17 protein-coding genes are annotated in these 23,920 nt (G+C 60.4%); 14 read left to right on the top strand and 3 right to left on the bottom strand.

Going from position 1 to position 23,920, the window contains the following annotated elements; all coding sequences use genetic code 11:
* The first annotated feature begins 77 nt into the window (after positions 1–77).
* The 13 genes from OKW43_RS03470 (at position 78) to OKW43_RS03530 (ending at position 20,119) form a co-directional block, all read left to right on the top strand.
* Complete coding sequence (locus OKW43_RS03470; protein WP_429447317.1) at positions 78–2,453, top strand: TonB-dependent receptor; 2,376 nt, start codon at positions 78–80, stop codon at positions 2,451–2,453.
* Between the two features lie 650 nt (positions 2,454–3,103).
* A complete protein-coding gene (locus OKW43_RS03475) occupies positions 3,104–4,792 on the top strand; it encodes a filamentous hemagglutinin N-terminal domain-containing protein (RefSeq protein WP_429445280.1) in 1,689 nt (562 codons plus the stop codon).
* Positions 4,764–11,591 carry a hemagglutinin repeat-containing protein gene (locus tag OKW43_RS03480; protein WP_429445282.1) on the top strand — a complete coding sequence of 2,276 codons (6,828 nt, stop codon included), beginning with the start codon at positions 4,764–4,766 and terminating at the stop codon, positions 11,589–11,591. The genes OKW43_RS03475 and OKW43_RS03480 overlap by 29 nt, the downstream gene beginning before the upstream one ends.
* Complete coding sequence (locus tag OKW43_RS03485) at positions 11,588–11,845, top strand: hypothetical protein (protein ID WP_187633504.1); 258 nt, start codon at positions 11,588–11,590, stop codon at positions 11,843–11,845. Before OKW43_RS03480 ends, OKW43_RS03485 begins: the two co-directional genes overlap by 4 nt.
* A gap of 36 nt (positions 11,846–11,881) precedes the next feature.
* Entirely contained in the window at positions 11,882–12,292 is a 411-nt protein-coding gene (locus tag OKW43_RS03490) for a hypothetical protein (protein ID WP_187633333.1), read from the top strand.
* A gap of 42 nt (positions 12,293–12,334) precedes the next feature.
* Positions 12,335–13,108: a hypothetical protein gene (locus OKW43_RS03495; protein ID WP_429445285.1), complete on the top strand. Its 774-nt coding sequence runs from the start codon at positions 12,335–12,337 to the stop codon at positions 13,106–13,108.
* A gap of 414 nt (positions 13,109–13,522) precedes the next feature.
* Positions 13,523–14,959 carry a UbiA family prenyltransferase gene (locus OKW43_RS03500; protein ID WP_429445287.1) on the top strand — a complete coding sequence of 479 codons (1,437 nt, stop codon included), beginning with the start codon at positions 13,523–13,525 and terminating at the stop codon, positions 14,957–14,959.
* A 14-nt stretch (positions 14,960–14,973) separates the two neighbouring features.
* Positions 14,974–16,143, top strand: a complete 1,170-nt coding sequence (locus tag OKW43_RS03505) for a hypothetical protein (RefSeq protein ID WP_429445289.1) — start codon at positions 14,974–14,976, stop codon at positions 16,141–16,143.
* A 2-nt stretch (positions 16,144–16,145) separates the two neighbouring features.
* A complete protein-coding gene (locus tag OKW43_RS03510; protein WP_187633337.1) occupies positions 16,146–16,484 on the top strand; it encodes a small multidrug resistance protein in 339 nt (112 codons plus the stop codon).
* Positions 16,481–18,268, top strand: a complete 1,788-nt coding sequence (locus OKW43_RS03515; RefSeq protein ID WP_429445291.1) for a ShlB/FhaC/HecB family hemolysin secretion/activation protein — start codon at positions 16,481–16,483, stop codon at positions 18,266–18,268. Before OKW43_RS03510 ends, OKW43_RS03515 begins: the two co-directional genes overlap by 4 nt.
* Positions 18,269–18,325: 57 nt before the next feature.
* Positions 18,326–19,006, top strand: coding sequence for a CsgG/HfaB family protein (locus tag OKW43_RS03520; protein ID WP_187633339.1), 681 nt, complete (start codon positions 18,326–18,328; stop codon positions 19,004–19,006).
* 83 nt (positions 19,007–19,089) lie between these two features.
* Positions 19,090–19,443 (top strand): DUF4810 domain-containing protein, encoded by a 354-nt coding sequence (locus OKW43_RS03525; protein WP_184061995.1) that lies wholly within the window; start codon positions 19,090–19,092, stop codon positions 19,441–19,443.
* Between the two features lie 10 nt (positions 19,444–19,453).
* Complete coding sequence (locus OKW43_RS03530; protein WP_429445293.1) at positions 19,454–20,119, top strand: DUF799 domain-containing protein; 666 nt, start codon at positions 19,454–19,456, stop codon at positions 20,117–20,119.
* 938 nt (positions 20,120–21,057) lie between these two features.
* Here the strand turns inward: OKW43_RS03530 and OKW43_RS03535 are convergent.
* From OKW43_RS03535 to OKW43_RS03545, 3 genes are all read right to left on the bottom strand, one after another.
* Complete coding sequence (locus tag OKW43_RS03535; protein WP_429447319.1) at positions 21,058–21,489, bottom strand: sensor histidine kinase; 432 nt, start codon at positions 21,487–21,489, stop codon at positions 21,058–21,060.
* 618 nt (positions 21,490–22,107) lie between these two features.
* On the bottom strand, positions 22,108–22,347 hold the full coding sequence (locus OKW43_RS03540) for a hypothetical protein (RefSeq protein WP_429445295.1): 240 nt from the start codon (positions 22,345–22,347) through the stop codon (positions 22,108–22,110).
* A gap of 594 nt (positions 22,348–22,941) precedes the next feature.
* On the bottom strand, positions 22,942–23,214 hold the full coding sequence (locus OKW43_RS03545) for a hypothetical protein (RefSeq protein WP_429445297.1): 273 nt from the start codon (positions 23,212–23,214) through the stop codon (positions 22,942–22,944).
* A 380-nt stretch (positions 23,215–23,594) separates the two neighbouring features.
* On the opposite strand from OKW43_RS03545, the gene OKW43_RS03550 reads away from it, so the two are divergent.
* Positions 23,595–23,816 (top strand): hypothetical protein, encoded by a 222-nt coding sequence (locus tag OKW43_RS03550; RefSeq protein WP_429445300.1) that lies wholly within the window; start codon positions 23,595–23,597, stop codon positions 23,814–23,816.
* The last annotated feature ends 104 nt before the right edge of the window (positions 23,817–23,920 follow it).

The raw sequence follows: 23,920 nt of genomic DNA on the forward strand, positions 1-23,920 counted from the left end.
TGCGAAGCTTTGCAGCAACCTCAAACAATTAGCGACACGCGCACCGATCAAGCCGGCGGGAGACAACAACGATGAGCATGCGATCACAAGCACGCCGCAAACGCCGGCTTCAGCGGCGCGTCGGCATTACGTTTTGCGTCGGCATTACGTTTTGCGTCGGCGGTGCGCTCGCGGGTCTGTCCACGAGCGTATGGGCGCAGACCGAGCCGCCGGTCGCGGCGTCGGCGCCAGGCTCCGCGTCTTCCGCCGCAGCAGGGAACGACGCCAACAGCAACACGACACCCGCCACGACGCTCGCGCCGATCGTCGTCGTAGGCACCACGCCGCTGCTCGGCATCGGCACGCCGCTCACGCAGGTGCCGGCCAACGTGCAGACGGTCCACGCGGCCGATATCGAACGGCAGCACCGCCAGACGCTCAGCGATTTCCTCGCGGCGAATCTGCCGAGCGTCACCCTCTCCGATGCGCAGGGCAACCCGTATCAGATGAACCTGTTCTATCGCGGCTTTACCGCGTCGCCGCTGCTGGGCACACCGCAGGGCTTGTCGGTTTTCGTCGACGGCGTGCGCGTGAACGAGCCGTTCGGCGACGTCGTGAACTGGGATCTGCTGCCGCAACAGGCGATCGACACGATGCAGCTGATTCCCGGCTCGAACCCGGCTTTCGGCTTCAACACGCTCGGCGGCGCGCTGTCGATCACGACGAAAAACGGCAAGGACAACCCGGTCGGCGAGGCCGAAATACAGGGCGGCTCGTGGGGACGCAAGGCCGCGCAGATCGAACAGGGCGGCACGATCGGCCAGAACCTCGACTACTACTTCACCGCCAACGCCGCGAACGACAACGGCTGGGCCGAGCAGAACGAGAGCCGCATTCGCCAGGTGTTCGGCAAGCTGCGCTATACCGATGCCGACACGACACTGTCGTTGTCGGCCGGCGGCGCGGACAACGATCTGCACGGCGCGCAAACCATTCCGCGCTCGTTCCTCAATAACCCGAGGCAACCGTACACGTATCCGGACCGGAATCAGAACAGCGCCGGCTACCTGACGCTGTCGGGCGATCATGACTTCAACGACAACGTCGAGCTGAGCGGCAACACGTACTACCGGCACTTTCGCAACGCCAACACCAGCAGCAACGTCAACAACGACTACGGCAAGATCAACGCAGACGGCAGCGTCGACACGTTGCAGGCGACCAACCTGCAGTCCACCGTGACGACCGACAGCTACGGCGCGAGCCTGCAACTGACGCTGCTCGGCAAGCTCGGCGGTATGCAGAACCAGTTCATCGCGGGCATGGCCGTCGATGCCGCCGATTCGCGCTTCACGCAGTCGTCGCAGGACGCGGCGTTCACCGATTCGCGCGCGACGGTCGGCATTGGCAATTTCGCGCAGCAAACCGACGCGAACACGCACAACACGAACTACGGCATCTATCTGACGGACACGCTGTCGCTCACGCCGCAGTGGTCGCTGACGCTGTCGGGCCGCTACAACTGGGCCGATGCGACGATCGGCGACGAAACCGGCACGCAGCCGCAGCTCGACGGCCACCATACGTTCTCGCGCTTCAATCCGGCGGTCGGCATCAACTGGAATCCGACGCCGGCGCTCACCGCGTACGCGACCTACAACGAGGGCATGCGCTCGCCGACCGCGATCGAACTGGCCTGCGCCGATCCGAACGCACCGTGTTCGCTGCCGAACAACTTCATCTCCGATCCGTCGTTGCAGCCGGTCATTTCGAAGACTTATGAAGTCGGCGCGCGCGGCAGGATCGGCGCCAACACGACATGGAGCGCCGCGGCGTACAGCACGACGCTCGACAACGACATCGAGTTCATCAGCAGCAACGGCGCGGGCAGTTCGCGGGGCTTTTTCCAGAACGTCGGGCGCACGCGCCGGCAAGGCGTCGAACTGGCTGGGCAGACCCGGTATGGTCCATTCACCGTGACCGGCAGCTATAGCTATGTCGACGCGACTTACCAGTCGACGTGGCTCGAGAGCAGCCCCAGCAACTCGAGCGCCGACGCGAACGGCAACATCACCGTGCGGCCCGGCGATCACATTCCCGGCATTCCGGCGACGACCGTCAAGCTGCGGCTCGATTACGCGGCCACCGCGAAATGGCGAATCGGCACGAACCTGACGTGGCGCGGCAGCATCTACGCGCAGGGCGACGAGAACAACCAGGACGTGAACGGCAAGATCTCCGGCTATCTGCTGATCGATATGGACACCACGTACCAGCTGACGAAACAGTTGCAGGTGTTCGCATCGGTGTCGAACCTGCTCGACAAGCGCTACGCGAGCTTCGGCGCGCTCGGGGAGAACTTCTTTACCGGACCCGGCAATACGTTCAACGGCGCGGCCCCGGTCAACGAGCAGTTCGTCGGGCCGGGGGCGCCGAGGGGGTTTTGGGTGGGGATGAGGTATGCGTGGAAGTAGTGGCGCTTGGCGGGGCGGATCATATTGAAGCGCGGCGGCCGGGCGCCGCCCTGTTTCACTTCGTGGAAGCTGTCATGAGCACGCCGAACCGTCACGACATTATCCAGCCTGATTCGTTGGTCGAGACCATTGCGCGCATTCGTGTCAAGCGGGGTTGCGCCCGTTAGTGATTAGCACTCTATCGAGGCGGGCGAGAACGGTGATGCAACCCACACCCCGGTTTCATCCTGTTTCTGTTGTTCCATTTGACCGCTTCTGATTCTCCTGAAAACACCCGACGAATTAACCATCTGAAGGAGTCTCGGTCAACAGCTTTAATTTAAGATAGATCCGTTTTGACAAACATTGACAATAAACGTTAAAAAAAGTGGCAGACTTGTAACTCCTGGCTTTACCACGACGAAACACTAACCGGTTCTGTCAGCATTCCAATGAAGGCGGCTTGATTGCCGCCTTTTTCAATTGCGCAGCGAGAAGCAGACGTTTATTCGTTTGCATATTGGGTCCGCACATATTGGCGCTTTGCGTCCATCAGACAATTCCTGTTTTTTGATTTCTGTTGTTGCTTCGCACTGCATTGACAATTTTTAACTTCCCCGAGCGGTGGAAGGAGGTATTTTTCGGCAGGTTAAAAAAATACGCTACGCAGAATGAATAAGAACATGTTCAGGCTGGTTTTCAGCCGGTGCCGGAGTATGCTCGTCGCTGTTGCGGAAACCGCCATTGCCCACGGCAACGCAAGTCAGGGCGAGACCCATTCATCGGCCTCACGGCGCCCGCTCACACTGTTCGCCATGCGTCACGCAGCTTTCGCCGCGCTGGTGCTGTGCGGACTCGCACCTGTTCTCGCGGATGCGCAGATCGTGCCCTCGGGCGCGCACGCGCCGAATGTCATCCAGACCCGCAATGGCCTGCCGCAGGTCGATATCAACAAGGCGTCGAATGCGGGTGTTTCGGTTAATACGTATTCGCAGTTCGATGTGCAGAAAAACGGCGCGATCCTGAACAACTCGCCCGTTATCACGAACACGCAACTCGCGGGACAGGTGAGTGGTAACCCGAATCTTTCGCCAGGCCAGTCCGCGCGGATCATTCTCAACCAGGTCAACAGCAATTCGCCCAGCCAGTTGCGCGGCTATCTCGAAGTGGCGGGCAACAGGGCCGAAGTCGTCGTGGCAAACGGTTCCGGGATCGTGGTCGATGGCGGCGGCTTCATCAATACCACGCGCGGCATTCTCACCACCGGTACGCCGATGCTCGACGCGGGCGGCAACCTGAGCGGTTTTAACGTAACTGGCGGCATGATTACCGTCCAGGGCGCGGGCCTGGACGCGACCAATATTGATCAGGTCGACCTGATCTCCCGCGCGGTGGAGGCTAACGCGGCCATCCGTGCCAACGGCCTGAATGTTATCGCCGGCGCGAATCAGGTCAGTCACGATACGCTTGCGGCCACCCCTATTGCGGGCGATGGTCCCGCGCCGGGCGTGTCTATCGACGTGAGCCAGCTTGGCGGCATGTACGCCAACCGTATCCTGCTGGTGGGCACCGAGAACGGTGTCGGCGTATCGAATGCGGGCGTCATCGCCGCCCAGGCGGGCGACCTGACGCTCACGACGCAGGGCAGGCTGGTTCTCACCGGCAAGACAACCGCGAGCGGCAATCTTGCGGTGTCAGCGGCGGGCGATGTGGACAACAGCGGCTCAACCTACGCGCAGCAGAACCTGACCATCAGTGCGGGGAACGTCACGTCAACCGGCACCCTCGGTGCGGGCATCAATGCGGATGGCAGCGTTGGCCAGAGCGGCGATCTCAACCTGAGCGCGGCAGATACCCTTTCCGCGACCGGCCAGAACATCGCGGGTGGCAATGCCACGCTTAAGGGCAACAACGTAACGCTTACGGGCAGCCAGAGCGCTGCTAACGGCGCGCTCACTATTTCCGCCGCGCAGACGCTTGACACCAGTGCGGCGACGCTCAACGCGACGCAGCTATCGCTGGCGGCAGCGAACCTCACCAACCACGGCGGCACCCTCACGCAGACCGGCACCGGGCCGACAACCGTCAATGTGTCCGGTACGTTCGACAACACGAACGGATCGCTGGCGACAAACAGTTCCAGCCTCACGCTCACGCCCGCTGCGCTCATCAACGACGGCGGCAGGATCACGGATTCCGGGACCGGCACCCTGTACGTTGCCACCGGTTCGCTGTCGAACAACACGGGCACCATCGCCACGAATGGCTCACTGGACGTCCACGGGGGGTGTGGTATCGAACCGGGGCGGGACGCTGGCGGGGCAATCGTCCGTGACGTTTCAGGTGGCCTCGCTCGATAACCGCGCAGGCGGCTATGTCGGCGCACGCGACGTATCGATAAGCGGCACGGGCACACTGAACAACGAGGGCGGCACGGTGCAGGCCGACGACGTGCTTGACGTGTCAGCGCAGAGCGTTGTGAACGATGGCGGCACGATTGCGAACGGCGGCACCGGGGCTACGACGGTGAGCGCGAGCGGTGCACTCACGAACACCGGCAACGGACTGATCGGCGGCAACGGTGACGTGTCCGTCGCGGGAGGCAGCGTCAACAATGCGGGCGGCACGCTCACCGCGTCCGGCGCGACAACTGTCCAGTCCGGCAGCACGCTCGACAATTCAGCGGGTCTGATCCAGGGCAACGGCAGTGTATCGGCCGCGGCATCCGGCGCGCTCGTCAATACCGGCGGCCAGATCGAATCGGACGGCGCGGGTACGACATTGCAGGTGTCGGGCGCATCGGTGGACAACACGAATGGCCGTATCGCAAATGTCGGCACAGGCGCGACGACCATTAGCGCGGCAACCATCACGAACGCCAACACGGGCGGCTTGAGCGGCGCTGGTACGATTGGCGGCAACGGTGACGTGACTGTGAACGCGCAGACGCTGTCGAACACGGACGGCGCACAAATTGTGTCAGGTCACGACCTGACGCTTGACGCGACGCAGTCGGTGAGTAACACGGGCGGCACACTCTCGGGTGCGAATAACCTCACGCTCGACCAGGCAGGCGCGACGGTCGTGAACCAGAATGGTTCGATCCACGCCAACGGTGCGCTCGGTCTGAACGTGGCGACGCTCGACAACACGTCGGGACGGATCGGCAATGACAACGGTAGCGGTGGCAGCGTTGCCATCACGGCTGGCACGCTGGCCAACAAGGGCGGCGCAATCGGTAGCGACCAAGACCTGAGCGTCGCGACGAATCAGCTGACCGGTGACGGCCGCATCGTGGCGGGCCGCGACGGCGCAGTAACCATCAATGGCGACTACACGCTCGACACCGCCAACCTGATCCAGGCGAATCACGATCTGAGCTTCACCACACCAGGCAGCTTCACGAACCAGGGGACGCTCGCCGCGGTCAACGCGCTGACGGTCAATGCGGCGAACGTGGACAACCAGGCGGGCGCGGACCTCAATTCGGCCAGCACCACCGTCAACGCGGCGAACGCGATCACCAATGAAGGCCGCATCGAAGGCGACACCGTTACGACGAATAGCGCCACTCTGGCCAACACCGCCACCATCATTGGCAATACCGTCACGGCGAACGCCAGCCAGTCCATTGTGAACACCGGCCCCGCCGCCATCATGGCCGCCGCTTCGCAACTGAACCTGTACTCGCCCGGCGATATCTCGAACACGCGCGGCGCGAACCTGTTCAGCCTGGACGATATCAACATCGCCGCCAACGCGACGCGCGACGGTAACGGTCTGCTCGCGAACCGTAGTGATTCAGTCACCAACGACCAGTCCACCATCGAGGCGCAAGGCAACATCGAAGTCGCGACGCAGACGCTGACGAACTCGCGGCCCGCGCCCACGGTTAAGACGGTGACAACCGATGTCGAGACTAAACACCAGACCAAGCGCGACAAGTACATCATCTGTCCGACCGGTGGTTCGATTCCGGCCTGCTCCAATCCCACCTGGAGCGATGACTACAAGAATCCGCTCGACGCAACGTTCAGCGCCTCGCAGATCGTGTCGCAGACCTCGGGGCCGAATGCGACCGACAACGTGCTGGTCGTCAACGTCAACGGCCAGCAACAGACGATCTGGTACAACACACTGACGAAGAACGCTGACGGTTCAGTCACCGTCAACTACTGGGACGACTACGACCCGAACATCAACTACCTGCCGTCGACCGAATACCCGACGTTCAGCGGTGGACATAATGGTTATCAGGTCGTCGAGGTCGCGAGAGACACGACGACCACCACGCAGCAGGACCAGGTAACCGGTCCGCAGGCCCAGCAGGCGCAACTGCTGGCGGGCGGCAACCTGACGCTGGCGAACGTCGGCACGCTCAACAACAGCTATAGTGCGATCGCAGCGGGCGGCTCGATCCAGGTCGGCGCCAGCCAGCAGGACGGCGAGATTGCCAACGGCAGCGGCAATTACGGCGGCACGCTGGTGAACAATACCGGACAGACGCTGTACCAGTACCAGCGCCAGGACATCGTTTCCACCTATGCGTGGAACGTGGACACCAGCCAGGACCGGCAGACGGTGACGGAACCGTCAATCGTCCTGACGCCTGTGGCGATCGGTGGCACGGGCGGCACGATCATCGCGAATAACGCGGTCCAGATCAGCGGCACCGACATCAACAATACGAATGTTGCAGCGGCGAATTCGGCCACGGGCGCGACAGGCGGCACGCTCGGCGCGAATCAGGCGCTGACGGGCCAGCAGGCCAAGGCCCCACAGACGGTCGCGAGCAGCACCGGCGCGCTGAACGTCACGTTGCCAAAGAGTGGTCTTTACACGTATCAGACCGCGCCCGGCGCATCGTATCTGGTGGTGACCGACCCTCGCCTGACCAGCTACACCAGCTTCATTTCCAGCGACTACATGCTGCAGCAGCTCGGCCTGAACCCGCAGACCGTGGAGAAGCGCCTGGGCGACGGCATGTACGAAGAGCAGCTTGTACGCGAGCAGATCACCCAACTGACGGGCCGCGTCTACCTTCAGGGCTACACGAACAACCTGGACGAATATCAGGCGCTGATGACGAACGGCGTGAACGTGGCGCAGCAGTTCGGGCTCGAACCGGGCATTGCGCTGACGGCTGCGCAGATGGACGCGCTGACGAGCGATATCGTGTGGCTGGTCAACCAGACCGTCACGCTGCCCAATGGCAGCACGCAGCAGGTACTCGCGCCCGTTGTCTACCTCGCGCAGACCCATGCGAACGACCTGCAACCGAGCGGCGCGCTGATTTCCGCCGATGACGTCGAGATTCATGCGACCGGCAGCGCCACGAACAGCGGCGTGATCAAGGGCGGCACGCAGACGGTCGTGAGCGCCACCGATATCCTGAACCGTGGCGGCACCATCGGCAGCAGCGGGACGAATGGCACCACGGTCGTGGCCGCGACGAACGATGTGGTCAATGCGTCCGGGATGATCAGCGGCAACCGCGTTGCGGTGCTGGCGGGCAACAACATCATCAATACGACGCTGGTCGACACGGTAGGCGTGAGCAACGCGGCCAGCGACAGCAGGATGAGCACCACGCTGCTTGGTGCACAGGGCACGATTGCGTCGACCGGCGACATGGTGGTTGCAGCGGGCAACGACCTGACCATGCACGGCGCGAATATCACCGCAGGCGGTGACGCGCAGATCACGGCAGGACATGACATTACGGTTGACGCGGTGCAATCCACAACGTCGCAGTCCGGGATGCAGAACGCGCAGCACCATTGGGATGCGAGCAGCACGGTCAACGAGACGGGGGCGATCACGGCAGGCGGCAGTCTTGCGATGCAGAGCGGCAACGACACGACGCTCAGGGGCGCGGCCGTTGCGGCGGGTGGCGACATGGCGGTGGTCGCGGGCGGCAACCTGACGGCCACCACGGTGACGGACACCGCCACTTTCAACAACGTTGCAACGGACGGTCCCTCCCGCAAGGAGGTTGACCATACGTACGATGAGCAGGCGGTCGGCACGACGTTTACTGCAGGCGGCAATGCGACGCTTGGCGCGATCAGCACGGACACCAGCAAGGGCTATGTGACGCTGACCGGATCGACACTCGCGGCGGGTACGGGGGCAGCGACGATTGCGGCAAGCGGCGACGTCACGCTGAACGAAGCCCGCGAGGAACATGACAGCTACGTGGCGACCGAATCGAAGCGCGGTAGCGCATTTCACGGCTCGACCACGGACACGACACAGAACACGCAGGCAAATATCGGCGTGGCAAGTATAGTGGCAGGCGATACCGTCAACATCAGCGCGGGCAAGGACCTGACCGTGAAAGGCTCGACGGTGGCAGGCACGAACGACGTGAATCTCGGAGCGGCTGGCAACGTCAACATTACGACCTCGCAGGATACGCAGACTACGTCCACGTACTACCAGAAACATGAGTCGGGATTCGGTACGAGCGGCGGCGTCGGTATCTCGGTCGGCAGCAAGACGCAGACCGATACCACCAACACGTCGCAGGTGACGAACACGGGCAGCACAGTTGGCTCGCTCGCGGGCAATCTGAGCATCGCCGCGGGCAATGATCTGCATGTGACAGGCAGTGATCTCATTGCTGCGAAGAACGTCACCGGTACGGGCGCGAACGTGATCATCGACGCCGCCACCGACACCACGCACTATGACGAGTCGCATGCGGTCAAACAGAGCGGGTTCACTCTTGCCGTGAAAGCGCCGGTAATCGATGCCATATCGAATGCGGTTGACCAGACACATGCCGCCAGCAACAGCAAGGATGATCGGGCGGCGGCATTGCACGGCATGGCGGCAGCGAGCGCGGCGTGGGACGCGAATATGGCCGCCGGCGGCCTGGCCAGCGATCTTGCGACGGGCACCACGCCTCAGATGAAGGTCGAACTCAGTTTCGGCTCCAGTAGCTCGAAAAGCACCTACGCGGAGGACTCCACCACAACCGTAGGGTCGAACGTGACGGCTGGCGGAACAGCGGCGTTTGTCGCAACGGGTAACGCCACGCCCGGCAGCGGCAACGTGACCATCGCCGGTTCGAACGTGAATGCCAGCGACGTGATTCTCGCGGCGCAGAATCAGGTGAATCTCGTCAATACGACCGACACCGATTCGACGCGCAGCACGAACCAGTCGAGCAGCGGCAGCGTCGGCATATCCTATGGCAGCAGCGGTTTCGGCGTCGATGCCGCCATGTCGAAGGCGCACGGCGACGGCAATACCGATGCGGCCACGCAGAACAACACGCATGTGACGGCCGCTAATACGGCGACAATCATTTCGGGCGGCGATACGAACATCATCGGGTCCAACGTGAGCGGCCAGCAGGTGAATGCCAGCGTTGGCGGTAATCTCAATATCGCAAGCGTACAGGACACGATGACGAGCGCCGCGCATCAGGAAAGTACTGGCGGCGGATTCAGCATCAGCCAGGGCGGCGGGAGTGCGAGCTTCAGTCACACCGACGCGAACGCGAGCGGCAGCTATGCGGGTGTCAATGAACAGGCTGGAATCTCGGCCGGTGACGGCGGATTCAACATCAGTGTCGTGGGTAACACCGACCTCAAGGGCGGCCTGATCGCCAGCGAGGCCGATCCGTCGAAAAACACGCTTTCGACGGGTACGCTGACGTTCTCTGACGTTCAGAATTCATCCAGTTATGACGCACATTCCAGCGGAATCGGCGGGGGCATCACGGCGGGCGATGGTGGCGCGAACTACAGCACGCACGGCAGCACGTCAGGCATCAACGGGGGCGGCGTCGCGCCGATGCTAAGCCAGAACGACAGCGGCAGCGACAGCGCGACGACGAAAAGCGCGATCAGCGCGGGAACGATCATCACGACCGATGCGGCGAAGCAGACCCAGGACATTGCAGGTTTGAACCGGGACACATCGAACACGAACGGCACGGTAGCAAAGCTGCCGGACGTCAATGCTCTGCTTGACCGACAGTCCGACATGATGGCGGCGGCGAGCGCAGCGGGCGAAGCCGTTTCCCGGCGGATTGGCGACTATGCGAAAACGAAGTATGACGAGGCAGCCGCCGCAGGCGATCAGGCAAGCATGGACGCGTGGAAGGAAGGCGGCACAGATCGCGCGATGATGCAGGCGGCGGGCGCGGCCCTTGTGACCGGCCTGGCAGGTGGCAATGCCATCGGTGGCGCTGCCGGCGCTGCGATTGCGTCGATTGCGGCCGGACAGTTGAACAACCTGAGCGATGCAATTGCCGGTTCGAATCCGACTGGCAATGCCTCAATGAACATAGCCCTCGGGAACATCGTGGCCAATGCGATTGCCACGGGCGCAGGCGCGGCGGTGGGCGGCAACGCAGGTGCAGTCTCGGGGTACAACGTGGACCGGTTTAATCGGCAACTGCACCCTGAAGAAAAGACCCTCGCGAAGCAACTCGCGGATAAGAGCGGCGGCAAGTACACTGAAGCACAGATCGAAGACCAGATGCGAATCATGGGGGTGACGGCAAATGGTACCTACGAAACGGGCACAGCTACCACGTTAATAGGACAAGTCCCCACTGATTCGGGAGCTCAGTGGATCGGGGCTCCCGCAACGAGTGACGGACAGACGGTTCTCACGCGGAAGACTGCGCAAGCAGATTCGCAATTGCAGTCGTACATTCTTGCGAACTACAACTCTGCGTCGCCGGGTGGCGTGCCGAGTCAGTACACGTATGATCTTTCATCGGGCGGCGGCGCGTTGAACGTGACTGGACCTTTTACCAAATTCGATCAGAGCGATGTGGCGTTCATGCGTAACACGACGGCAGATGCGGCTGGAATGATCTCGACCAACGCGGGGCGCGTTGGGGCAGCAGCAGCGGCAGCGGGTGCGATTCCCTCACCTTACGCTCCTCTCTTTAATGCCGCAGCGTTTGGTTCAACGGTGACCGGTTGGCTCGCAGACGGGATTACACAAGTAGCGCGCCCCGACCCTGGCTCATACGTTACTGGGGGGATAGTTGATTTGACCTTGGGCGGAATATCGAACAAATATCCTTTGGCGGGTCCTGGCTTAACTGAGCTAGGAACTTGGTTAAAGGGGACTGGCGGTGTTACGGATGCCGCATCGAAACTGAACAGTGCCGTTGGGGCAAAAAAATGAAAATCATTGAAAACGGAAATTTCTCGTCGTGGTTCAGAATACTGTTATGGGCTGCTGGCATTACGATTAGCGTTGCGTCGTACAGACTTCTTTCTGGCATGTCCATGTTCGTCGGTGTGACGGTCGGAATGATTGTACTCGCGACCGGAACCTACGCAGAGAGAGCGAATTTATTGCGTTTGAAACCCTTTGACAACAGCTACAAGAAAGCACGCGATAGCTACAAGACGAAGGACGACAAACAGGACGAATGAATCGTTAAGGCAGCCGCCGCAGCCGATCAGGCTGGCATGGACGCGTGGAAGGAAGGCGGCACAGATCGCGCGATGATGCAGGCGGCGGGTGCGGCCCTTGTGACCGGCCTGGCAGGCGGCAATGCCACCGGTGGCGCTGCCGGCGCTGCGATTGCGTCGATTGCAGCCGGACAGTTGAACAACCTGAGCGATGCGATTGCCGGTTGGAATCCGACCAGCAATGCGGCAATGAATGAAGCCCTCGGGAACATCGTGGCCAATGCGATTGCCACGGGCGCAGGCGCAGCGGTGGGCGGAAATGCAGGTGCAGTCTCGGGGTACAACGTGGACCTTTTTAATCGGCAGTTGCATCCGGATGAGAAGAAGGCGATTGCGGATAAGGCCAACGGCGACGCGGCGGAAGAGAAAAAGCTGACGCAGGCGGCGTGCTACGTAGTGAAATGCTGAGCCGAGTATCCCCAGGGAAGCGACCAGTACAACGCGAATTACGTGAGTCAGCTTGAGGCGTCGCAGCTTGGGCCGGAGATTGATTGGGTGAATCGTCAGCAGGGGGCGCGATTGTTTGTCTACACGCCGACACAGAAAATTGGTGATGCGCTTCAGAGTGACCCGCTGGGCGTGACAAAGGATGCGGCCAAGATCGTAACGGGCGGTTTGACGGTCAAGACGGGTGCAGGTATTTGTGCGACGAAGGGCGTAGGGTGCGCAACAAGTGGAGGCTGGATGGTCGCGTTCGATTTGAGTGACATGGCCGAAGGAGTGGATGGTTTGTATAACCGCTATAACGGGATCAGTTCACCGGGTACAAATCCATTGCGGTATGGATTCAAGCTGGTGTCGCCGACGTGGGGAAATGTCGCATATGATGGCGCTAATTTTGTGTTCTCAATTGCCGCGCTGAATGCGCCCGTTCCGCTCAAGATGGGCATTGCTGATGGTCTGAACCGTCCGAGTTCGATGTTTGATGTGATGGTGCCGCAGATCTGTAACAATAAACTGATTCCATTTGTTAACCAGGCGCTTCCACATGGTACGAATCAGGGAATACTACTGTTTGGCGTAGGCACAAAGGGCGTGACGGTTATCAATGACATCCGGCATGCCGGAGACCAGAAATGCATTGGAGAAGACTCTACGCAACTATCCAAATTGCCGCTGTGGTTGGTGGAATTGCAATTGGGGGAGCTGGATGCTGGGCTTTTGTTATTGCTGGATTTTGCCGTATGGCCTTCCAGCTTGATGAAAACAAGGCCATGGCGTTAATTTGTCTCCCTCTCTTCATTGGGCTAATGATTTGGTTTATTCGGTTACTACCGAAGCATCTTCGCAAGGCCGGAATGTCGAGTGACGATCCCGAAACATTCGGTCCGTGGTTCAAGCGGGACGGTGAGGCCTGAGATATTGGGCGCGCATTCGTGGCGCGCTCAAAGAATAAGATTCGAAATAGCTATGAAAATCAGAAAGAGGCTGGCGCTTCTTCCGCTCACAGCCTTTGTCTGTCTCGCGACTCAGGCACAGCAGGTACCGACGCCAGCGGATACCACGGCAGCGGCACGCGCCAACGCAGAACAGAACCAGCAGGTGCACCTGTAGCGCGCGGTGCACAGGAACGCAAGACCAGGGTGTACGCGCGTCCGGCATGCGCTCAACTGCACCGCAGAATAGGACGGGTTGTTTGTGCAAAAGAATACCGATTTTCCGCTGATTGTAGACCTGGACGGAACGCTGACATTGACCGACACGCTGGCTGAGTCCGTCATCAAGGTCGTGAAGCAGAATCCATTGAATCTCATCCGTTTGCCAATATGGCTGTTGAAAGGACGTTTGGCATTCAAGCGAGAGATTGCCGCCCGCTCCACTATTGCAGCCGAGCACCTGCCGTATCGCAAAGCGTTAGTCGACTATCTGATTGCCGAAAAAAAGCGTGGCCGTAAGATCGTTCTCGCCACTGCCGCGCACAGTTCGATTGCGGAACGCGTGTCCGCGCATCTGGAACTCTTCGACGCGGTGCTGGCCACGGAGGGCGACACCAACCTGAGAGGACGGACGAAGCTTGAGAAAGCGCGCCTATGCGTCGGCGAGCGGTTCGTCTACGCCGGCGACAGTCGTGCTGACCTGCCAGTATGGCTCGGTTGCCAGGCGGCCGTTCTGGCTGGCGCTTCGCCACGTCTTGCCAATCTGGTTCGCACGAATGTCCCTGTTGAGCGGGAGTTCCCAAACAGCAAAGCCGACCTTTCGCTCTGGCTGAAGGCGCTGCGCGTTCACCAGTGGCTCAAGAACCTGTTGCTTTTTGTACCCTTGCTGACGGCATTTTCCTTCTTTGATACAGGCAAGCTGGTGACGCTCGCGCTAGCATTTGTCTCGATGTCGCTGGGCGCATCAGCGACCTACATCGCGAACGATCTCTGGGATCTGGATAGCGACCGACGGCATCCCCGCAAGCGGCAGCGGCCCTTCGCGAGCGGGGCATTATCGATATCGAGCGGCATCCTGTGTGCGGTTGCGCTACTCGTCACGTCGCTCGCTCTAGCGTTATCAACATCGGCAGCGTTTGCGGTGATGCTCTTGTTCTACCTGATCTTGACCACCGCCTACAGCCTGTTTCTAAAAACGCGCGTGATGATCGACGTCATCGCGCTCTCACTGCTGTATACGCTGCGAATCTTCGCGGGATCGGTGGCGGTAAACATCAACACGAGTCACTGGCTACTCGCGTTTTCCGTCTTCACATTCCTGAGTCTCGCGCTCGTCAAGCGCTGCGCCGAACTGGTGTCCCTGCGGATGAGCGCCGACGCCGTCACGGTGGGGCGCGACTATCGTGTTGCGGATCTTGAAGTGCTGTGGCCGCTGGGTATCGGCTCGTCCTTCTCGGCAGTGATTGTCTTCGGCCTTTTTATCAACGCGCCGGAGACGATCGACCGGTATGCGGTACCCGGACTGCTGTGGTTTGTCGCAATCGGCCTGATCGCCCTGTTCGCGCGCCTGTGGATCAAGACCGTGCGGGGCGTAATGGATGACGACCCGTTAGTCCATCTGATCAAAGATCACGGCAGCCTCTTTAACATTCTGATCATGGTCGCCACCATGATGACGGCCCACTTTGTGCAGCTTTGACAGGTCCCTGCAAAATGAATTTGAAAAACAGAAACAGGATGCTGGCGTTCTGCCGGTTCTCGATCGTATTCGTCCTGCTGCTCGTGTGCGCAGGAAACATCACGAACAGCGTATTGCTGAAGTTCGGATTTCGCGACGATCACAAGCTGGACGGCTATGCGCAAAGCCTCACGCTGGTCAGCATGGTCGAGGGGACGGCTCCGCGGCCGTACGTCTACCGCTCCACGTTTGCCAAAGCGGCGAAGTACATGGCCGGGCAATTGAACCCTGCGCTCCGGCAGAAACTGTTCAAGTCCATCAGTCGCTATGATTCGCTGCACCATAGCTACTTCAGCGGCGTCCCGGACACGTACTGGACGCTGATGGTCGCCATCACGTACCACATCGTCTATTTCTTCGTGGTGCTGTCGATGGCGCTTGCGCTATTACTGATCTACAAGCTGGCGCGGATGCGTGGCCTGTCGTTCGGGCAGGCACTCGGGTTTCTGGCTGGCTTCAGCTTCATCTACCCACTTACGTTCCAGGCGGGCGCGTACTACTACGACTTCATCGAAATACTGGGCGTGTTCAGCGCATGCTATTTCATGCTAAAGCGCTGGATGATCCCCTGCACGCTGGCGATTGCGTTTTTCTCGTTCAACAAGGAAACGTTCTTTCTTGTGCCACTTGCGTTGTTCTTCCTGCACCAGCGGGACGTCCCGATGCGCAGCCGGTTCAGCTGGCTGGCGCTCCAGTTGGTATGCTGTTTCGTCAGCCGGGATTTCCTCATGAACGGCTACGAAGCGAACAGCGGCGGTTTCATCGAGTTTCACGCGAAGGAAAACCTGCTGTTCTGGCTTAACCCGGCTTCATACGTTCGTTTCTATAACCTGGTTGCCAAGGGCATCCTGACCCCGAGCCTTCAGAATCCGCTGATCCTTGTGCCCACGATTGTGTTCTTTCGCCGTGCGTGGCAGGAGACCAGTATGAGCGACAGACGATACTTCCTTGCCGCGTTCCTGCCGCTCCTCGTTCTGTTCGTGCTCTTCGGCTATACCGACGAGATCCGCAACCTTTCCCTTGCTTTCCCCGCGATCGTGCTCGTCGCATTGAATGGCGCGAGCCGTTTCGGGCAGATCTTCTCGAACGCAGAAAGCGATCAGACGCACGTTGAGACGCGCGTGCGTTCCAACGTGGCAGGCTAGTCATGTCGTTGATCGCGTTGATTGCCAGCGGTATGTTGAGCGGACTGGCAAGTGTTCTGCTGCGGCTCGCCGCACTTCGGGCGGCGACACCGTCAGTAGGTGAATGGGTGCCGCTTCTGCTCCGCGTGGCCGCAATAGGTTCTTACGGAGTCGGATTTGTTCTCTATGCGCTTGCGCTTCGCAAGGCCAGTCTGGGCGTCGCCTATCCGTTGATGGTCGCTGTCTCGATCCTGGTCGTACTGGCGTTCACGGCGCTGCATGAGCAGATGTTAAAGCCGACTCAGCTGGTCGGCGCGGTAGTGATTCTTGGTGGTGTGTGGTTAGTTACAAGGCCGGCATGACAAAACAACAATCTCTGCAGGTCAGCAGGGCGGCGCTGTCTGTCCTTCCGTTGGCGGCAGCGCTCTTTGCGCTAGGTAGTTCGACTTCACTCGCGCAGCAGGCGCCGACTCCGGCAGATACAGCCGCAGCGGCACGCGCCAATGCCGAACAGAACCAGCAGCTCCAGCAGCAACGCGACGCGCAGCAGCGTGAGAAGACCGTCAACGCGCCTTCGGTACGCTCGAGCGCGCCGAAGGCCAGCGTCTGGCCGGAACTGCCTGCTGAAACGCCATGCTTTCGCATCGAATGGTTTTTGCTCGACGTACCTGCCACGTTACCTGATGCCGTGCGCAAACAGGGTGCATCCGCGTTGCCGCTCGACCGCTTCGCGTTCGCCCGCGAATGGCTCGACCATTACCGGGGGCAATGCGTCGGCAAGGCAGGACTCGACACGCTCACGAAAGGATTGCAGCAGGCTATCCTGAGTCGCGGCTACATCACGACACGCGTGCTGCTGCCCGAGCAGGACCTGTCAACCGGCACGCTGAAGTTTGCACTGGTGCCCGGTGTCGTGCGTGCAATCCGCTTCGCCGACCCCGCCACGCGCGGCACATGGAAAACCGCCTTCCCGGCGCGCGGTGGCGATATGCTGAACCTGCGCTACCTCGAACAGGGACTCGAACAGATGAAGCGCGTCAGCAGCCAGGACGTGGACATGAAAATCGAACCCACTGACGTACCGGGCGAAAGCGATGTGGTCGTGACGGTAAAGCGCGCGAAGCCCTGGACGGTGGTCGCGTCGGTGGACAACTCTGGCAGCCGCGCCACCGGCAAGCTGCAAGGCAACCTGAGCCTTGGCATCGACAACCCGCTCGGGCTAAACGACATTTTCAACGTCGGTGTGAGTCAGGACCTCGAATTCGGTGACAAAGGTCTCGGTTCGCACGGCTGGAACGGCTTCTATTCGGTTCCGTGGGGCTACTGGACCGGCACGCTATCGGCCTACACGAACACGTACTACCAGCAGATTGCGGGCGCGAATCAGACTTTCGTGTCGAGCGGCAACGCGCAGACCGTTGACTTCAAACTGCAACGGGTGCTCATGCGCAGCCAGAACAACGTACTTGGCGCGCAGTTCCGCCTGACGAAGCGCTTCGGTGAAAGCTTCATTGAAGACACCGATATCCCGCAGCAGCGGCGCAACAACACGTTCATCGAGGCGGGGCTTACCGATCGCCACTACTTCGGCGCGTCGAAGTTCGATGGCAGTCTCGCGTACCGTCAGGGCGTGGGCGGACTAGGGGCAACGCCAGACTTCTACGAGAGTGGCCCGACTTACCGCTTCCGCATGGCCAGCTTCGACGCGAACCTGTCGGTGCCGTTCAAGGTCGCAAGCCAGCCATTGCGTTACGTGACGAGCGTGCATGGGCAGTTCACGAACAACACGCTGAACTATATCGATGACCTGACCATCGGCAGCCGTTACACGGTGCGCGGCTTCGACGGCGAAACGATGCTCGCGGCCGAGCGCGGTTTCTTCTGGCGCAACGAGTTGCAGCTACCGGTTGGATCGACCGGACAGTCACTTTACGCAGGCATCGACTACGGGCACGTATTCGGACCGAACGCCGCATATCTCGCCGGGACACAACTGGCAGGTGCGGTGATCGGTGTGCGCGGTAGTGCATCAGCAAAGGCTGGCGCGCTCGCCTATGACCTGTTCGCCGGGACGCCGATCTACAAGCCGTCAGATTTTCCCACTGCGCGCGTGACGCTCGGTTTCCAGTTGACCGCTCAATTCTGATATTCACCCTGCCGACGCTATCCGGGTTTTCGGCGTTTCAACAAAGAGGAAAGCAAAATGAAGTTATCGAAAACGAATGGCCTTGGAGCCGTTGCTGTTGCCGTTGTGGTGGCGCTGGGCGGATGTGCAACCGAGTCGTCGCGCTCGCTGCCGGTGCCCCCCGTCGCCAGTGCGCAGAAGCCAGCAGTGGGCCAACCCATCGGCATTTCAGTCGGCAAGTTCGACAACCGGTCGAGCTATATGCGCGGCATCTTCTCGGACGGCGTTGACCGTCTCGGTGGGCAGTCCAAAACCATCCTGATCACGGCGCTCCAGCAGACTGGGCGCTTCAATGTGCTCGATCGCGACAACCTCGACGAAATCCGCCAGGAAGCAGGCTTCCTCAAAAAAGCACAATCGATCAAGGGGGCGCGCTTCGTCATCACCGGGGACGTAACGGAGTTCGGTCGCAAGGAGGTTGGCGACCGGCAGCTATTTGGCATCGTCGGCCGTGGCAAGAGTCAGGTGGCCTACGCAAAGGTCAGCCTGAACGTCGTCGACACGACGACATCGGAAGTCGTGGCGTCGAGCCAGGGGGCAGGTGAATTCAGCCTTTCGAACCGTGAAGTCATCGGCTTCGGTGGTACCGCCGGCTACGACTCGACACTGAACGGCAAGGTGCTCGATCTGGCGATCCAGGAGGCCGTCAATCACCTGGTCGAGCAGGTCGATGCAGGCACGCTCAAGGCCGCACAGTAAGTGCGCCGGGCCATTGCGGCCATCCACTTTCAACCGTAGCTGCAATAAACATAATGACGCGATTCACGATGAATCATAGCCGCATGATGCGGGGAATCTGTCTGCCAGTAATGGCAACAGCCATGCTCCTCACGGGATGCGCGGCGAACCGCCCCCAGCCGCTTTACCAGTGGACCGGCTACCAGCCAGCCGTGTACGACTATCTCAAGGGAGAAAAGGCTCCGCAGGAGCAGATCGATGCGCTGGAAAAGGCCCTCCAGGACATCAGCGGCAAGGGGCACATGCCGCCCCCGGGATTTCATGCGCAACTGGGCATGCTGTACGCGAGTGTCGGGAACGACACCCAGGCCATGCAGGAGTTCGAGTCCGAGAAGCAGCTGTTTCCGGAGTCCTCGACCTACATGGACTTCCTGATGAAGAAACCGAAACAGCCCTGAGCGAGCCGCCATGTCCAAGATCCTTTCCTTCAAACTCTGGTTTGCGCTATCGACTGTTGCACTGCTGTCCGCGTGCGCGCAACCTGTGAAGCACGCCGACTATACGGCATTCAAGAACAGCCGGCCGCGCTCGATCCTGGTGCTGCCGCCGACCAATGAAACGGCGGACGTTCAGGCGACCAACAGCATGCTCTCGCAGATGACGATGCCGCTCGCCGAATCCGGCTACTACGTGGTACCGGTAGCGGTGATGGACGAAACGTTCAAACAGAACGGCCTGACGATGGCGGCCGAGATCGAGGCGACCTCACCCGCGAAGCTGCGCGAAATCTTCGGTGCCGACACGGCCCTGTATTCGAAGATCACACAGTACGGCTCCGTGTACCACATCGTCGACAGTGCAACAGTCGTAACGGCGTCCGCCAGGCTGGTCGATCTCAAGACCGGTGACGTGCTATGGCAGGGCAGTGCGAGCGCCAACAGCAATGAGGGCAACAACAATGCTGGCGGTGGCCTGATCGGCATGCTGGTCATGGCAGCGATCAAGCAGGTTGCGAATTCGCTGACGGACAGGGGGCACGATATTGCCGGAGTGACGAGCTATCGGCTTCTGCATGCCGGGCCACCGAACGGGCTGCTTTACGGGCCACGGTCACCTCAATACGGCACTGATTGAACAATCCTCGATCAGCAGGGACTGGCTGTGGCGGCAGATGGCTCGTACGGTACTGGGTTGTCGACGGCACCGCATTTGTATTCCTGACGCAAAAGCCGCCGGTCCCCATGGAGGAGCTCTTCAATCGAGGGTTTTATGGTGCGTCTGGCTTACCCGGATCAGAAGGTTCGTCAGCGGGGACGAGGCGTTGCCGGGATGATTCCGTTCCGGGGCAGACCTCGTTACGACGAGGTGCTTGGCAGTGTGCCGAAATATCGTTATAGCGAATTGGGGGACCGGCTGTGCCGGTTTCACCATTCGGCTGCGACATCGCCGTTGCCGGGTAGTCAGTTGATGCGTAGAAAGTAGGACTTGGTCGGACAGACGATGTCAGAGCGTCGGTCCCAATACGGCCAAAACCGGCCGCTCGAAAACCACACGCCGATCGTCGACCATCAGGGGACGCATCTTCGTTAGCGGGCAAGCAAGTCGGATGGAACTTCATAAAATCCAGTTCACGCTGGTTGCGCTTAGCCACTGCGCACGAATGGGCGACCATGCGCTAATCCCTCCCGATGGCAGCTGCGAAATAACTCTTCGCTACGAAGGAGAACCGCCGAATGGTGATTCATACCATGTTGCCACGATAGGCGGCCGCAAGTTGCCCGGGTATGCATGGGGCTCCATATTTTCGACATCCGCTTGCTCGAGCTTCGCAGCGTTCAGTTGGATGGAGCGCCAGAGGTGGACAGCAGTCATCGATGTGAGACGCAGCTTGCACTTCCTCTTGCCCGTGTATCTCTATCATCCGCGGATCGAATGGCCCGCGGTACTAAATGAGCCAGCCTCGGGCCCAGAGCACTATACCGCCGTAGGCTCCGAGGGCCGGCGAGCGTTTTGATCCAGCCATAGCCGCTCTATCCAGCGCGATCCCGTGTGCTCGGCAAAGACTGAGCTTTTCAGCCTGGACCTCGTCGCTCTTGCGGCGAACACTCCGATGTCGCGTCAAGCGGCACTTGCCTTGGCAGGCTCACCGTAAAGACTGTCCGGCCGGAGTCTGAATCGACGGTGACTTGCCCGCCGTGGGCTGCAGCAATCCGATCTGCGATGAACAATCCCAGTCCGAGACCTGCTCCCACCGCCGCGTTGCCGGCGGGTTTTCCCGAGCGCCCTCTCGGTTTGAACAGGCTGGCTAGCATGTCGGCCGGTATGGGGTCGCCCTCGTTGCAGACTGACACGTGTACTAACGCGTTACTTGTGCCGTCCACCGTTACCACAATGCGCCCGGCAGGTCTGCCGTGATGCGCGTTACCGAGAAGGTTGGACACCACCTGGCCTAGCTGTCCGGCGTCCCAGACACCATGCACATTGCCTTTCACGCGAACTTCCATCGCGTGGCCCTGGCTGACCGCATTTATTTCATCGACAGCCTGCAGGCATAGTTCGCCAAGATTGAACGTTCGCTGGGCGCTCGACGGCAAGACGGCGCTGGGCCAGGCTCGAGAGAATCCCCCGATCTGCTCGTGACAGGCTGGAGCATGCCCGGTCTGGACGGCATCGCCCTATGCATTGCGTTTAGCGGGGACTCCGTTCTGAAGACCGTTCCCATCATTCTGTCTTCCTCCCTTGAGTTGCCGACTCATCATATGTCGCCGCTGTATGATGCGTTTCTGCGGAAACCGGCACCGACAGCTGCCTTGCTTACCGCCGTATCATCCCTTATGCAACCCGTTTCGCTTACCGGCGAGGCGCATGGATGACGGCAAGGCGGGGGCGCCGCCTGTTATGGTCCCAGGTTGTCACTGGCATCCGGTGGATGCGTTATCGGACGGGTCGTTGCCCGGCGAAGTCGAATTCGTCGTTGACGGTTGTCTGACCTGGTTTCCTTCCGCTCGCCGTTCTGCATGACAATCGGGGCTTGCCGATCGCAAGCTGCTGCCAAGCAGGCGCATCCATATCGGCCCGCGTGGGGCCGACTGACGAGATCGCCGGTGCGGCGCAACAGGGGTTCATCCCTTACGGACGTAGCGGTCAGACACGACGTTGCGCCGATGTATCCATGCAATCGCCAGTTCGATCGCCTGATCCCATGCTTCCTGCGATTCCGCCAGATCGCCTTCGACCCCAAGCGTCTGGCTTTCGCCCTCGCGGTCAGTAATGACCGCGGCTGCTTGGTAACGACCGCTTTCGGTTTGCGTGATGAGCGGACGGATCAGGAAACCGCGGTAGGTAACGTCTTCCTTTTGCATACAGCCTCCTACGCCAATGGTGCAAGCAACGCCGCTTCAGACTTTGCGACGTTGCCGGATCGTGCATCTCGTCTCGGATACCGCAAAACTCGGGCCAAGCCAGCCACAATACGAGCAGCAATGCTGTTCCCGTCACCGAGGCGAAAGGGACAAAAAAGCGAACGCGCTGCTGCAGTTTTGGGCTCGGCCTAGCTTTCGATGGCGCACGGGAGCCGCGCTTGGCCGAGACGCGCGGAAGTCTTGGGCACGCGCATTGCGTGGCGTGCAACCGGACGCGCCCTGTCCGCGAGCCCACCGTCAGATACACGTCAACGCAAAGTGCGAGGCACGTCGCGCACCGGGTGCATGTTCCGCATTGACTGGCAGCGAGCTGCCAGTCCCACCAGTATCGATGAAAGCGGAACGGACTATCTATACAGGGTCGACGGCTGCCCGATCGCGGTCAACGGCGGACCACACGGCCTGATCTATGTCGGTGACCGCATCTGGTTAGCAGGGAGCGTAACGTCGTCCGTGGGCTCAAATAGCATGGTAGCGTTTGGTTGTTGCTGCGGAAGGAACCATTGAGGTTGAGGTGCCGGGAACGTCGTCGTTCTATTGGCCCACACCCTGATGTGCTGCCGCTATGGCAGCATCACGCTCTTTTTTGGCTGCTGCTTTTTTCTCATCGAAAACTTTTTGTGCAGCGGCTACGTGCTTGTTATAGACACGATTGGCTGCGGCCACCTGTTGGTGCATCCTCACGATTTCGTCGGGATGCTCTGCGGCCGCCGGCGCACTGGTTGCGGAATTGTCTTGAGCCCAAACGGACGCGTTTGAAAGCACTGCAACGAAAATGGCCGAAGTGGTAACCGCAAGAAATTTCATGATGAACTCCCGGGGATATTTGCGGATATGTCGCCGTCCAAACGTCGACGGATTTTTCAGCCTACTCGGCCAGGCGGGTGAGACCAATGGGACCAAAGTCCGATAGCGGCCCCGGAATTCCGTATTCCCACCGCGCTGGAGCCCGACCCCATTGAAACCATATGCGCAGTGAGCGGCCGACAACGCTCACGTCAAAGGCGATGCGCAGCCCTCTCGCGGCATGGTCCTTGCGCGGTTGTGCAAACCCCTGGTCGGAAGATTGAGGCGGGACTTGTCAGCCTGCGGACTGGCAGCGGGCTAACCTGCCATTAGCGACAGTTCAGAAGCCACAGACGCGGAATATCGGTGGCGGTGAAAGATGACGCAAAGGAGAAAAATCGGTGCCGGCAAGAACGATTAGCAAGGGCAAACACACCTACCGTATTGAACCGATCCGACTGGCTGAAGGCGGGTACACATTTGAGATCGTCCATATTGACCATACTGGAGACGCGATCAAAGAAGTGCGGCACGAACCGGGAATCACTTACGCGACAGAAGAGGCCGCCATGGACAATGGACTTCATGTGGCGGCAGAAATGGCTGAACAGCAGGACGACTGAACTCCGGAAGTTGTCGAGCTTGGCGCCGGGACACCCGCCCGCCGCCCCACGGATCGAACTCAGGAATGCTTCCAGCCGCCCTTGAAGTGACCGGGCCGCGCCGC

This window comes from Paraburkholderia sp. WC7.3g (assembly GCF_050436345.1).
In the GTDB taxonomy this organism is placed as follows: Bacteria; Pseudomonadota; Gammaproteobacteria; order Burkholderiales; family Burkholderiaceae; genus Paraburkholderia; species Paraburkholderia podalyriae.

What these genes read in the sequence shown, in the direction of transcription:
- OKW43_RS03470 (WP_429447317.1), top strand. Translation starts at nt 78, where the DNA reads ATGCGATCACAAGCACGCCGCAAACGCCGGCTTCAGCGGCGCGTCGGC.
- OKW43_RS03475 (WP_429445280.1), top strand. Translation starts at nt 3,104, where the DNA reads ATGAATAAGAACATGTTCAGGCTGGTTTTCAGCCGGTGCCGGAGTATG.
- OKW43_RS03485 (WP_187633504.1), top strand. Translation starts at nt 11,588, where the DNA reads ATGAAAATCATTGAAAACGGAAATTTCTCGTCGTGGTTCAGAATACTG.
- OKW43_RS03490 (WP_187633333.1), top strand. Translation starts at nt 11,882, where the DNA reads ATGGACGCGTGGAAGGAAGGCGGCACAGATCGCGCGATGATGCAGGCG.
- OKW43_RS03505 (WP_429445289.1), top strand. Translation starts at nt 14,974, where the DNA reads ATGAATTTGAAAAACAGAAACAGGATGCTGGCGTTCTGCCGGTTCTCG.
- OKW43_RS03510 (WP_187633337.1), top strand. Translation starts at nt 16,146, where the DNA reads ATGTCGTTGATCGCGTTGATTGCCAGCGGTATGTTGAGCGGACTGGCA.
- OKW43_RS03515 (WP_429445291.1), top strand. Translation starts at nt 16,481, where the DNA reads ATGACAAAACAACAATCTCTGCAGGTCAGCAGGGCGGCGCTGTCTGTC.
- OKW43_RS03520 (WP_187633339.1), top strand. Translation starts at nt 18,326, where the DNA reads ATGAAGTTATCGAAAACGAATGGCCTTGGAGCCGTTGCTGTTGCCGTT.
- OKW43_RS03525 (WP_184061995.1), top strand. Translation starts at nt 19,090, where the DNA reads ATGATGCGGGGAATCTGTCTGCCAGTAATGGCAACAGCCATGCTCCTC.
- OKW43_RS03530 (WP_429445293.1), top strand. Translation starts at nt 19,454, where the DNA reads ATGTCCAAGATCCTTTCCTTCAAACTCTGGTTTGCGCTATCGACTGTT.
- OKW43_RS03535 (WP_429447319.1), bottom strand. Translation starts at nt 21,489, where the DNA reads ATGGAAGTTCGCGTGAAAGGCAATGTGCATGGTGTCTGGGACGCCGGA.
- OKW43_RS03540 (WP_429445295.1), bottom strand. Translation starts at nt 22,347, where the DNA reads ATGCAAAAGGAAGACGTTACCTACCGCGGTTTCCTGATCCGTCCGCTC.
- OKW43_RS03545 (WP_429445297.1), bottom strand. Translation starts at nt 23,214, where the DNA reads ATGAAATTTCTTGCGGTTACCACTTCGGCCATTTTCGTTGCAGTGCTT.